The 13,688-nt window shown below is 34.5% G+C and carries 9 protein-coding genes and 1 riboswitch; all 9 genes read left to right on the forward strand.

The features are described 5' to 3' along the window. Window positions 1-198 precede the first annotated feature (198 nt). The 9 genes from helD (at window position 199) to TX86_RS04920 (ending at window position 13,191) form a co-directional block, all read left to right on the forward strand. Window positions 199-2,538 carry an RNA polymerase recycling motor HelD gene (gene helD, locus TX86_RS04885; RefSeq protein WP_042346777.1) on the forward strand — a complete coding sequence of 780 codons (2,340 nt, stop codon included), beginning with the start codon at window positions 199-201 and terminating at the stop codon, window positions 2,536-2,538. 108 nt (window positions 2,539-2,646) lie between these two features. Further along, entirely contained in the window at window positions 2,647-2,823 is a 177-nt protein-coding gene (locus tag TX86_RS27550; RefSeq protein WP_336469846.1) for a hypothetical protein, read from the forward strand. 11 nt (window positions 2,824-2,834) lie between these two features. Beyond that, a complete protein-coding gene (gene dapF / locus TX86_RS04890; protein WP_336469847.1) occupies window positions 2,835-3,626 on the forward strand; it encodes a diaminopimelate epimerase in 792 nt (263 codons plus the stop codon). A 251-nt stretch (window positions 3,627-3,877) separates the two neighbouring features. Next, complete coding sequence (locus TX86_RS04895; RefSeq protein WP_230203568.1) at window positions 3,878-4,540, forward strand: phosphatase PAP2 family protein; 663 nt, start codon at window positions 3,878-3,880, stop codon at window positions 4,538-4,540. A 139-nt stretch (window positions 4,541-4,679) separates the two neighbouring features. Then, window positions 4,680-4,781: riboswitch (SAM riboswitch) on the forward strand. Between the two features lie 96 nt (window positions 4,782-4,877). Further along, entirely contained in the window at window positions 4,878-6,038 is a 1,161-nt protein-coding gene (locus TX86_RS04900) for a trans-sulfuration enzyme family protein (RefSeq protein WP_042346779.1), read from the forward strand. A gap of 56 nt (window positions 6,039-6,094) precedes the next feature. Further along, on the forward strand, window positions 6,095-7,939 hold the full coding sequence (locus TX86_RS04905) for a bifunctional homocysteine S-methyltransferase/methylenetetrahydrofolate reductase (RefSeq protein WP_081707561.1): 1,845 nt from the start codon (window positions 6,095-6,097) through the stop codon (window positions 7,937-7,939). Then, a complete protein-coding gene (gene metH / locus TX86_RS04910; RefSeq protein ID WP_042346781.1) occupies window positions 7,932-11,372 on the forward strand; it encodes a methionine synthase in 3,441 nt (1,146 codons plus the stop codon). Before TX86_RS04905 ends, metH begins: the two co-directional genes overlap by 8 nt. 168 nt (window positions 11,373-11,540) lie before the next feature. After that, window positions 11,541-12,533 carry a tyrosine-type recombinase/integrase gene (locus tag TX86_RS04915; RefSeq protein WP_154663049.1) on the forward strand — a complete coding sequence of 331 codons (993 nt, stop codon included), beginning with the start codon at window positions 11,541-11,543 and terminating at the stop codon, window positions 12,531-12,533. Between the two features lie 478 nt (window positions 12,534-13,011). Further along, window positions 13,012-13,191, forward strand: a complete 180-nt coding sequence (locus TX86_RS04920) for a hypothetical protein (RefSeq protein ID WP_042346785.1) — start codon at window positions 13,012-13,014, stop codon at window positions 13,189-13,191. Window positions 13,192-13,688: the final 497 nt, after the last annotated feature.

A 13,688-nucleotide genomic window follows, 5' to 3' on the forward strand; every position in this document is an offset into this window, starting at 1 on the left:
AAACGTCTAGGCTTTTAGTCTAGACGTTTTTAGATTTTTTTATAAATAAAAAAACGAACTTAGTCTTGTTCGCTTCCTAATTGTTATGATAAAATGTAAGTTGGAACACACAATTAATAAATAGTTTATATGTATCCAATTTAATTTTACATCAAATTATCACTGTTGTCAACTATTATTTTTAGGAGAGTGACTAGAATGACTGAATTTAATCACGATCGCAAACAAGAAGAGCTTCGCATTCAAAAGGTTTTAATAGAGATAAATAATAAAATCACTAAATTAAATCAAGACTCAGGTGGTTTAAAGAGTGATGTCATTCAGCTACGAAAAACCTTTTGGGATGATGTAACAGTGAATATAGATAACCCTGAGGAAGCGGTGGAAACACTGGCGAGTATAAAGCAACAATCCGAAATGTTGTCTGAAAGAGAGCGAACGCACCAACAAATACACAAACAATTAAAGACTTTAATGCGTTTACAAGATTCTCCGTATTTTGGAAGAGTAGATTTTTGGGAGAATGGTGAAACAAATAAAGATGTTGTCTATCTTGGTATTGCTTCCTTAATGGATGAAAATGAAGAAGATTTTCTAATTTATGATTGGCGAGCGCCTATCTCAAGTATTTATTATGATTACTCTCCAGGACCGGCACAATATGAAACGATGGATGGAATTATTCAAGGTGAAATGGATTTAAAGCGCCAGTTTATCACCAAAAATGGAGAAATCCAAAGTATGTTTGATACAGGTGTAACGATTGGGGACGAACTATTAAAAGAAGTACTTGGAAATAATGCGAATACTCAAATGAAAAATATTGTAGCCACTATCCAAAAGGAACAAAATCAAATTATTCGAAATGAAAACAGTAAATATCTTATTGTTCAAGGTGTTGCTGGGAGTGGGAAAACATCAGCCGCACTACAAAGAGTTGCTTATTTATTGTATCGACATCTGAATGAACTTAGAGCTGAAAATATTATGCTTTTTTCGCCAAATCCTTTGTTTAATAGCTATGTAGCTACTGTACTGCCAGACTTAGGAGAAGACAATATGCAGCAAGCTACATATCAAGAATATGTAGAGAAACGAATCCATGGTGAATTTAAAGTTGAAGGTCCATTTGAGCAAATGGAATATGTACTGACACAGCAAAATGAACCATCCTTTAATGATCGTATGCAAGGGATACAATATAAAGCTAGCTTGGATTTTAAAGTATTAATTGATGATTATTTAGACTTTCTTTCAAAGCAACAACTTATATTTAAAACAATCCGTTTTCGCGGAGAAACGTTGATTACAAGGAAGCAAATTGCGGAATATTTCTATTCTTTAGATTCAACGATGTCTATATCTAACCGGATGGAGGAAGTGAAAAAATGGTTATTAAAAGAAGTAAAGAAAAAGGAGAAAATAGAAAGAACTAAGGAATGGGCAATAGAAGAAGCTGAGTTAATGGAAAACGAACAGTTTATTAATGCTTATCAAGAATTGCAAAGTAAAGGGGCATATTCTGAGAATACATTTAATGACTTCGATCAAGAACAGATGCTATTAGCTAAGCAGGTAGTTCAAAAGCATTTTAAACCGATTATTCTTGCGATAAAGCAATTAAAGTTCATCCATTTTCGAGCAATTTATCAGCAATTGTTTGATTTACAAAGAGGGATGTCTTTAATAAATGTTCCTGTTAATTGGCAAGAGATTTGTCGTTATACATTAGAGAAAATTCGAAAACGTGAATTATATTATGAAGATACAACGCCTTATTTGTACCTAAAGGAACAAATAGAAGGAAGTAGTATGAACACTATGATACGTCATTTATTTATTGATGAGGCTCAAGACTATTCACCTTTTCAATTTGCGGTATTAAAGCAATGGTTTCCGTATTGTAAGATGACGATTTTAGGCGATTTCAATCAAGCTATTTTTGCTCATACGCTAAATGCACCATCTTTATTATCTAGTGATATATTTCATGATGGTAAACAAGAAAATATGATATTAACGAAAAGTTATCGATCTACTAGACAAATAATTGAGTTTACGAAGCATATTATCTTGGGTGGAGAAATAATCGAGGCCTTTAACAGAAATGGAAAAAAACCAACATATATCGAAGTAGAAAATGAGGAAATGTTACAGTTGCAATTAGTGCAGTTATTAAAACAGTTACAGGAATCAAACTATCAAACGATTGCTGTTATATGCAAAACAAATGCAGAAAGTATGCGAGCATATGAAGCGCTAGTTAATGAGATAAATATTCAATTTATGAGTCAAACAACATATACGTTCACAAAAGGTATTTTAGTCTTACCGGCGTATTTAGCAAAAGGAATAGAATTTGATGCAGTAATCATTTATGATGCATCTCAATATAGTAATGAAAGCAGTGTTGAGCGCAAGTTGTTTTACACGGCTTGTACGAGAGCAATGCATGAACTTCATGTATTTGCGTCAGGGGAAAAGACACCGTTTATGAAACGGATTCCGATGTTAGCTTATGACTCTAATCAAATTTAGCAATGTTAATTCTCAAAATTTCCACACCTCACTATACTCTTTGCTACAATTATATTAAGATGTATTAATAAAATACATTGTAGACACGTACATAGATGGGGGATTAATATGGAATTGGAATTTGTGAAATGTCATGGTTCAAGTAATGATTTTTTGATATTAGATGAATATAGCCATTCATTACAATTATCGGATGATGAAAGAGCACAGCTTACATTAACGATGTGTAATCGAGAAACAGGTATCGGTGCAGATGGCATTTTGTTTTTCAAAAAAGTGATATAGCAGATGGGAAAATGCGCGTATTCAATTCTGATGGTTCGGAAGCGTCAATGTGTGGTAATGGCTTACGTTGTGTGGCACGTTATGCATGTGAGTTGTTAGGGAAGCAGCAACTTTCCATTGAGACAATGAAGGCAGTTTTAGCAGTGGAACAAACAGAAGATATTTTTGAAAATATTCCTACTTTCAAAGTGGAAATTTCTCCTGTATCATTCGCTGTTAAAGATTTACCATTCAACGCTAATAGTGAAACTTTCATTAATCAAGAGTTGAAAGAGTTAGCTCCAGGATTAACATTTACTGCGGTAGCTGTTCCGAATCCGCATTTTATTACAATTGTTGATTCAGAAGTATTAGCTAGCGATGTTCAAGAGAAATTATCGACTTATGTAAATGGTAAAAACCCATATTTTCCTGACGGTGTTAATGTGAGCTTTGTTAAATTGCTGGAAAGTGGAAGTATTTTCGTGAAAACATTTGAAAGAGGCGTGGGATTCACAAATGCTTGTGGAACGGCAATGAGTGCTTCAACGCTTGTTACGTGCTTGCAAGGTGAAAACAAGGTTGAAGAAAACATCGCAGTTTATAATCCTGGTGGAAAAGTAAACTGTCAAGTTCATAAAAACAATGATACTTACACAATTGATTTAATCGGAAATGCCACATATGAATTTGAAGTACAAGTAGAGCTGAATGATGCATTAACAGCATTTTCAACTACAAGTAAAAAAGAATTTCCAGAAGAAACAGTAGCCTATCGTGCTATGCAAGAAGCTTGTCAGCAATATGCGAAAAACTATATTTAAAAACAGAAAGTCTGCAATAAAGAGAAATGAGAAATTTTTCTCTTTATTGCAGCTTTTTCTTTTTTAGGCTGGGTATACGATGAAACCTATTACTCTTTAAGTCGTATTATTATCAGGCTATGTTAAACAGAAGGTACATAGTGACATAATGAATTGTTTTTGGAGGAGATAGTAGAGTTATTAAACGATTGAAATAAAAGAAAACGTACAAAATAATATATATTGTATTCATTGCAGAAGGAGAATAAAATTTGAATTCTATAAAAGTAGAAAGACTAACGAAGAAAAATATTCAATATATTATTTTAATCGCATGTTTGATTGTTGTATATTCATTCGTATTTTCTTGGCTTGTCGATGAATTAAAAGAGAATGAATTGCGAAATTTTGATTATACGATTATTGAGTTCATTCAAAGTCATATTTCTGATCGGTTAACGTTTGTTATGAAAGCCATTACGTTTTTTGGTGGAAAACTAGGTATCGTTCTTGGTGTGCTTATTGCATCAACTATATTTTTCTTTTTTAAGAAGCGGTATGCATTATATTTAATCCTATCATCAGGCTTAGGAGCGCTATTCAATTATTTCTTGAAATGGTTGTTCCAAAGAGAACGTCCTGACTTTTATCCGCTAATTGTGGAGCATGGCTATAGTTTTCCGAGTGGGCATAGTATGGCTTCTTTTATTTTTTATACATCATTAGCAGTTGTTTTAGCTAAGGTTGCTAAAAATAAGCTATTAGATATAGTAATTGCGATTTCATTTGCAGTTATTGTGCTGTTAATTGGTATTAGCCGCATATATTTAGGCGTTCATTTCCCAAGTGATGTGGTGGCTGGATTTGCTGCGGGGGGATTTTGGGTTTGTATATGTGGGCTAGCCTTAAATTACTATGAGTTTAGACATAGATAGTAGACTATAATTGTTCGCGATAGGAACGTTCGCAAAGTACAATTAATATAATATTTACAAGTTTCAGGAAAATCCATTGACAAAAAACCATTTCATTATTATGATAAAAAAATGAAATATCAAAAAATTAAATAATATACTCTTATCTAGAGAGGCGGAGGGACTGGCCCTGAGATGCCCGGCAACCATCATTTATGAACGGTGCCAATGCCAGTAGAAATAAAATTCTAGTCGATGAGAGCGAGAAGTTACAGTTATATGATTACTAGCGCTCTTTCTGAATAGAAGGGCGCTTTTTGTATGCATACGAAAACAAGATGTTAATGGGGGATGAAATATGAATATTGAAACGAAATTAGTTCAAGCGGGAACAAAGAAAGATCCTGCAACGGGTTCTATTAGTACGCCAATCTATCAAAATGCTACATTTGAGCATCCAGAGCTCGGTAGAAGCACTGGCTTTGATTATTCAAGAACGGCTAATCCAACTAGAAAGGCTTTAGAAGAAGCGATTGCTATACTAGAAGAAGGAAATGCAGGCTTTGCTTTTTCTTCGGGGATGGCGGCGATTACAACTGTTCTATTCCTATTTAAATCTGGTGATCATATTGTGATATCGGACGATTTATATGGAGGGACGTATCGTTTGTTGGAAGAGATTTTCGTTAACTATGGTATTTCAGCCACTTATGTTGACACTTCGTGTATTAGTCAAGTAGAAGAAGCAATTAAAGAAGAAACGGTTGCATTGTTTATTGAAACACCAACAAATCCATTGATGAAAATAACAGATTTGGCGGCAATTAGTAAGCTAGCAAAAGAAAATGACTTATTAACCATTGTAGATAATACATTTTTAACACCATTCTTACAAAAACCAATTCAATCTGGTGCGGATATTGTAATTCATAGTGCCTCTAAATATATCGGTGGACATAATGATGTAATAGGTGGTTTAGTCGTTACTGCTACAGAAGAATTAAGTGCAAAAGTAGGAAGATTACAAAATAGTGCGGGTGCTATACTTGGGCCGCAAGATTCGTGGTTATTATTACGCGGTTTGAAGACATTAGCAATCAGAATGGAACGACAACAAGAAAATGCTCAAAAAATTGCTGAATGGCTTGAAAAACATGAATTGGTGAAGAGTGTTTATTATCCTGGTTTGGCAAATCATCCTGGTAGAGAAATAATGGAGAAGCAATGTAGTGGCTTTGGTGCTATGATTTCCTTTGAAGTTACGGAAGTGTCCATCGTTGCAGATTTGTTGAAAAATGTAAATGTTATTAGTTTTGCAGAAAGCTTAGGTGGTGTAGAATCACTTATAACATATCCTACTACGCAAACGCATGCTGATATTCCAAAAGAATATCGTGAAGAAAAGGGTGTAAGTGATTATTTATTACGCTTTTCAATAGGAATTGAAAATGTGCAAGATTTAATTGCGGATTTAAATCAAGCTTTTCAATGTAGTAAACAAAAAATTATCCATTCATAATAGAATAAAAGAAAACTAGAGGCAGTTGCTAACAAAATATTTGAGGTGAAGACTTCGTGAACTTTCGTGACGAAATACAGAATAGAATTTTAATTGGAGAAGGTGCAATGGGCACACTTCTATATTCAACAGGTGTGGATCAATGCTATGAAGAATTAAACATCATTAATCCTGATTTAGTAAGAAGCGTCCATCAGGCATATGTGCATGCTGGCTCCGATATTTTACAATCGAATACGTACGGTGCGAATCATTATAAGCTGAAACGATATGGACTAGAAGATAAAGTATCATCTATAAATCGCGAAGGAATGAGAATCGCGAAAAGTGCCGCTTTGGAACATAATTTTGTCTTTGGAACAATCGGTGCTACTAGGAGCCTACGTAAGTCGGATATTACTTTAGAAGAAATTAAAAGAAATTTCAGAGAACAACTTTTTAGTTTACTGCTAGAAAATCCAGATGGGCTTATATTAGAAACATTTTATGATTTTGAAGAAATGGAAACGGTGCTGAAAATCGCTAGACAAGAAACACCATTACCGATTATCGCAAACATCTCCCTTCATGAAATAGGTTATTTACAAAATGGCATGCATTTAAGTGAAGCATTGCCTATTTTAGAAGATATGGGAGCAGATGCAGTTGGTGTAAACTGTCGCTTAGGCCCTCATCATACTATTCGTTCTTTAGAACAAGTGCCAGTACCATCCAAGTCGGTATTAAGTGCGTATCCGAATGCTAGTTTACCAGAGTATATTGATGGACGATTACAATACGAAACAAATGCAGAATATTTCGGTAAAAGCGCACTACTCCTAAGAGAACAAGGTGTAAGAATCATTGGTGGTTGCTGTGGTACAACGCCAAGTCATATTGAAGAAGTAAAGAAAAATTTAAATGGGCTTCCACCGATATTTGAAAAAAATGTTTCTCCTAGAAAAATTGAAGTGAATGAAACAGCACAGCAAGAAAATGAGGAAGCGCTATATAAAAAAGTAGAACATAAACGAACTATACTAGTAGAATTAGATCCTCCTAAAAAATTAGATATTTCAGCGTATTTAGAAGGAACTAAAGCATTAATCGAGGCTGGAGCTGATACTATTACGATGGCGGACAATTCTCTAGCTTCACCACGTATTAGTAATATGGCTATGGGTTCTATTTTGAAGCAACAAGGCGTTAATCCACTCGTTCATTTAACATGTCGAGATCATAATTTAATTGGATTACAATCACATTTAATGGGGCTTCACACATTAGGATTAGATGAAATTCTTGTTATTACTGGTGATCCGTCAAAAGTGGGAGATTTTCCAGGAGCAACATCCGTTTACGATGTATCTTCTATGGATTTAATTAGCTTAGTGAAGCAATATAATGATGGTCTATCATATAGCGGAAAACCATTAGGGCAGAAAACAAATTTCAAAGTTGCAGCGGCTTTTAATCCGAATGTGAAGTACCTTCATAAAGCGGTTGGACGAATGGAAAGAAAGATAAAAGCTGGTGCAGACTCATTCTTAACGCAGCCTATCTATTCTGTGAATCAAGTAGAGGAAATCTATCAAGCTACAAAACATATAACAGCACCAATATTCATGGGAATTATGCCTTTAACAAGCTATCGTAATGCGGAATATATTCATCATGAAGTTCCGGGAATTACACTTCCTGATTCAGTTCTTCGTGCGATGGAAAAGGCAGGGAATGATCGTGTGCAAGCGGAGAGAGAAGGATTAGCTATTGCTAAAGAGTTGGTACAAGCAACGATGGAACGTTTCAAAGGTATTTATTTAATTACACCATTTTTGCGATATAACATTACGGTAGAACTAACAAAATTCGTTCGCGAAATAGATGCAAAGCAGAAAGAGGAAGTGATCGTCTATGAGTAAATATGATTTATCAACATTAATGAAAGAACGTATTTTGGTTCTTGATGGTGCGATGGGAACTATGATTCAGGATGCTAACTTAACAGCAGCAGATTTTGGTGGGGAAGAATATGAAGGCTGTAATGAATATTTAACATTTACTAGCCCTGATACAATTTCACGTATTCACGAAGCATACTTAGAAGCTGGTTCAGATATTATCGAAACGAATACATTCGGTGGAGCAAGTATTGTACTAGATGAATATAATCTCGGCTCAATTGCGTACGAGTTGAATAAAAAAGCAGCTGAACTTGCCAAAGTGGCATGTGAGAAATATAGTACTCCAGAAAAACCCCGTTTTGCGGGTGGTTCAATTGGTCCTACGACGAAAACATTATCTTTAACGGGTGGAACAACATTTGATGCTTTGCAAGCTTCATATAGTGAGCAGGTAGAAGGTCTAATTGATGGTGGATGTGATGTGTTAATCGTAGAAACATGTCAAGATATGCTGAATGTAAAAGCTGCTTACACAGGTATTCAGCAAGCATTTGCTAAAACTAAGAAAACACTTCCGATTATTATTTCAGGAACAATTGAGCCAATGGGAACAACGTTAGCTGGACAACCAATTGACGCATTCTATTTCTCATGTGATTATATGAAACCAATCGCTGTAGGTTTAAACTGTGCAACAGGTCCAGAGTTTATGACGGATCATGTGCGTACATTGTCTCAGTTAGCTAATACAGGTATTAGTTGTTACCCGAATGCTGGTTTACCGGATGAAGAGGGGCATTATCATGAATCTCCTGCCTCTTTAGCGAGTAAAGTAAGACAGTTTGCGGAAAAAGGTTGGATTAATATTATTGGAGGCTGTTGTGGTACGACACCGGCACATGTAAAGGCAATGGTAGAAGAAGTAGCGACACTTCCTCCGCGCCCAATTCCTTCAGAAACACATAATCATGCCGTTTCGGGTACAGATTCTTTATTATACGATGATAGCATGAGACCGTTATTTGTAGGTGAGCGAACAAATGTAATTGGCTCTAGAAAGTTTAAACAACTAATTCGTGATAAAGCCTTTGAGCAAGCATCTGAAATTGCTCGTGCTCAAGTGAAAAAAGGGGCACATGTTATTGATATTTGTTTAGCTGATCCTGATGATGATGAATTAGGTAATATGAAGGAATTTGTAAAAGAAGTTGTTAAAAAAGTTAAGGTTCCGCTTGTAGTCGATTCGACGGATGATGCTGTTATTGAGCAAGCATTAAAATATTCGCAAGGTAAAGCGGTTATTAACTCAGTGAACTTAGAAGATGGAGAAGAAAAATTCAAAAGCGTATCTGCTCTTATTCATAAATATGGTGGTGCTCTTGTTGTTGGTACTATCGATGAAAAAGGGATGGCAATCACAGCGGAAGATAAATTAAGAATTGCCAAACGTTCATATGACTTGTTAGTAAATAAATATGGTATGAATCCGAAAGATATCATCTATGATCCACTTGTATTCCCAGTAGGAACAGGTGATGAACAATATGTTGGTTCCGCATTAGAAACTGTGAAAGGTATTCGAGCAATTAAAGAAGAACTACCTCAATGCTTAGCCATTTTAGGGATAAGTAATGTGTCGTTTGGTTTACCACCTAGAGGTAGAGAAGTACTTAATGCAGTATTCCTATATCACTGTACGAAAGCGGGACTTGATTACGCCATTGTTAACACAGAGAAATTAGAGCGTTTCGCAAGTATTCCAAAAGAAGAAGTAGAGCTGTCTGAAAAACTATTATTCGAAACGAGTGATGAGACTCTTCAACAATTCACGGCGTATTTCCGTGATAAAAAAGTTGAAAAGAAAATAGATACGAAGCAGTTACCGCTTGAAGAACGATTAGCACAATACATTATTGAAGGAACGAAAGAAGGATTAATACCTGACTTGGACGAAGCTCTAGCGAAAGGAATGGCTCCGTTAGATATAATCAATGGACCTTTAATGGCAGGTATGAGTGAAGTAGGTGTTCTATTTAATGATAATCAGCTAATTGTTGCAGAAGTACTTCAAAGTGCTGAAGTAATGAAAACATCTGTTTCTCACTTAGAGCAATTCATGGAAGTGAGTGAAACAGGGAATTCTAAAGGGAAAATCATTTTGGCTACTGTTAAAGGTGACGTACATGATATCGGAAAGAACTTAGTAGAAATTATTCTTGCTAATAATGGATATACAATTGTTGACTTAGGTATTAAAGTAACAGCTCAACAAATTATAGAAGCTGTTGAAGAACATAAGCCATCGATGATTGGATTATCTGGATTGCTAGTAAAATCCGCACAACAAATGGTATTAACAGCTCAAGATTTAAAAGAAAAAAATATCGATACACCAATTATGGTTGGTGGGGCAGCACTATCGAGAAAGTTTACGGATTTCAAAATTGCACCAGAGTATGAAGGTACGGTTCTTTATGCGAAAGATGCAATGGACGGTCTAGCTCTTGCTAATACGATGCATGATGAGGAGCGAAAACAAGAATTTGTTGATGCGCTAGATGAAAAAAGAAAGAAATCTTTAGCTCTTGCGGCACAAAGACCAGTAAAAGAAAAGAAAGTAGAAGAAGTAGTTATTACTGTTAATCCAGCAGAAGTAAAAGTTCCTGAAGATACGAAGCGACATACGCTAATTGATTATCCATTACAAACAATCATGCCTTATGTGAACCGTCAAATGTTAATCGGTCATCACTTAGGTTTAAAAGGAAAATTAGACAAGTTATTAGCTGAAAAGGATGAAAAAGCACTGCAATTAACAGATTTAGTAGATACATTATATGCTGACCTATTACAAAGTGAATATAGTGTCAATTCGGTGTATCAATTCTTCCCTGCACAAAGCGATGGTAATAAAGTGATTGTATACAATCCAGAAAACCATAGTGAAGTGTTAGAAGAATTTGATTTTCCAAGACAAGAAAGTGCGCCATTCCTTTGCCTAGCTGATTATTTAAAGCCTGTTTCATCGGGAGAAATGGATTATGTAGGGTTCTTCGTAGTAACAGCGGGTAAAGGTATTAGACAACGAAGCGACGCATGGAAGGAGAGTGGTGAATTCTTAAAGAGCCATGCTATTCAATCAATTGCTCTTGAAACAGCGGAAGGATTTGCTGAAAGAATTCATCAAGTAATGCGCGATAAATTCGGTATTAGTGATTCAATCGACATGACAATGCAAGAACGCTTCGCTGCCAAATACGTTGGTCAAAGATTCTCATTCGGCTATCCAGCATGTCCGAATCTTGAAGATCAAGAGAAGCTATTTAGATTACTGAAGCCAGAAGATATTGGTGTTCGATTGACCGATGGTTGCATGATGGAGCCAGAAGCATCTGTATCAGCGATAGTATTTGCCCATCCTGAGGCGAGATACTTTAATGTGGAGAGATAGTGCTTCATATCAGGGTTTATGAGATGTCTTAGTATCGTTATCGGAATTTGTGTGTATAAATAATTTCGGACTTATAAAGCCATCTGTATAAAGCCAGAAGTGAACATAATTTCTCTGATACAACCAGTAGTTATGAATGTTAAAAACCTTCTTTTATCTAATTTATAATTGGATGAAAGAAGGGTTTTTTATTTGGGTAGAAAACGTAAGTTAACTATTGAAAATGATAAGATGGGGGATGTTTCATTAGAAGAAGCACAATCAATCATTATAAAAAATAAAGAAATTGAAGGATTGAGTATTGAGACTGTTAGGAACTATAAAAAGTTTTTTAAACATCTTGGGGAATTTATGAAAGAAAATGAAGAAAAGAATGTGAGTGAACTAACTGAAAAGGATGCTAAAAATTTCATCCATTTCTTAATCACAAAGGGATTACAAAATAATACAATTAATAGTTATATTACAAATGCTAAAGGTGCATTTAAGATTCTGGATGAGGAAGATATATGTGTACACATTTTCAAGAATATAAAGTATTTGAAAGAGGATGAGAAAGCGATAATTGTATTATCTCTTGAAGAAGTTCAAGGTATATTAAAAAGTATGGATTTGAGTAAGTATACGGAATTTCGAGATTATGTGATGATTCATGTACTCATTGACACATTTAGTAGGATAGGTGAAACGTTAGCGTTAAAAAAACAAGATGTGGATTTAGAAAATCAAACCATAACTTTTAATAAGACCAAGAGCAGAAAAATACGTACTGTTCCAATATCAAGAAAGACAGCAAAGTTAATTAGAAAATTAATAAAAGAAGTAGAAGAGTTTAATAATGATTATATTTTTCAATCTTGGAACGGTAAACCCTTGGAAAATAGCGGGAGAGAAGTTTCTACAAAGATGAAAGAATATGCTAAAAGAGCGGGTGTGAATAAAAGAGTGTATCCTCATTTGTTTAGACATACAGCAAGTGCTCATTTTATTAAAGAAACAGGAAATATACGTGTATTACAAAAAATCTTAGGTCATTCGGATATTACGGTTACACAAAGGTATGCTCATGTATTGGACTCTGTGGTGCATGATTTGCATGATAAGTATTCTTTAATTAATGCTCTTGAAGATTCAAAGAAAAGAAAAACCAAAACTGATTGATTATTAGTTATTCAAAATATTACTGTCAACTTAAAGGCAACGTTGTAAAAGAACCTGTTTAATAAAAACATTTAACGACACTGACGCCCTGAATTTTCCATCATTTACTTTCTAAGACGTTTTAGCGTATTACTTATTTACTACTAATACAAATAACGTTCAAGACCTTTAGAATTGATTCTAGGGACTTTTACGATAGAACTGGAGCTACGGGTTCAGACCGAATAAATAACTATACTAACCTTTAATATAAAATATAGATAATTTATATAGTCTTTTATTATTACGCATAGACCCGTAGCTCAAAAACCTATCATTTTAAAAGGTTTAAAATTGCTTTAAAGGCAGTTAGCTGATTACTGAGGTTATTTAAATAATGCTTAAAAGGGTTTGAAATTAATTTTAAATTGCTATTCGTCTTAAACATGTTCGGTTAGTCCATACTATAAATTAATAATCAACAAAAGGAGTGTTTTATATGAGTGGTTACACAGAAGCAGAAAAATCACTATTAGCATCACTATTAATGATGGAGGTTATGGGATTACAAGTAGCAAATGAAGAGCGTAAAGTTTATGGAGATAAATTAAAATATGATGAAGAGGATTTCTTTGCATCATTAAGAAATGCAGAAGACAAATTGAGAAGATATATTTAATTTTAAAAAGTGAGTAAAAATAACGGATTTAGTTTATCTACATGGTGAATGTTTACAGTAAGAAGTGCTGACTGGTTCAAAATATTGCACCAGTCAGCACTTCTTTTTATATTTAGGTCTATTTAAAAGGTGCTACAATATCGCTCTGATTTCTTCAATAGATAGTCCATCGTTTTTTTGTCCTCTGTATTATCTGATATCGGATTCGTAGGAACATTCTCATTCATGGAAAAGGCTCTAAATAACGTCTAGTGTACTTTGGTAAGGTTATGCGAAATACACATAAGGAAGTATTAAAACATGAAGAAAGAGCGGTTAAAGCATTAGCAGGAGGATGAATTAGAATTGTGATAGTTAAACTGAAAGCCACTTAGGCTGCTAAAAAAAGTTATCTAATCAGAATCTTAACGGCTCTACTATTTTCGTTAATATAAACATAAAAGAACCCTCTAACGTTAATTTTACGAAATAAATAATTGAACCATAAATGCATTTAT

The organism is Bacillus massiliigorillae (assembly GCF_000380245.2).
GTDB classification, from domain to species: Bacteria; Bacillota; Bacilli; order Bacillales; family DSM-1321; genus Bacillus_AD; species Bacillus_AD massiliigorillae.

Coding starts and splice junctions, on each gene's coding strand:
- helD (WP_042346777.1), top strand. CDS start 199: ATGACTGAATTTAATCACGATCGCAAACAAGAAGAGCTTCGCATTCAA.
- TX86_RS27550 (WP_336469846.1), top strand. CDS start 2,647: ATGGAATTGGAATTTGTGAAATGTCATGGTTCAAGTAATGATTTTTTG.
- dapF (WP_336469847.1), top strand. CDS start 2,835: ATGCGCGTATTCAATTCTGATGGTTCGGAAGCGTCAATGTGTGGTAAT.
- TX86_RS04900 (WP_042346779.1), top strand. CDS start 4,878: ATGAATATTGAAACGAAATTAGTTCAAGCGGGAACAAAGAAAGATCCT.
- metH (WP_042346781.1), top strand. CDS start 7,932: ATGAGTAAATATGATTTATCAACATTAATGAAAGAACGTATTTTGGTT.
- TX86_RS04920 (WP_042346785.1), top strand. CDS start 13,012: ATGAGTGGTTACACAGAAGCAGAAAAATCACTATTAGCATCACTATTA.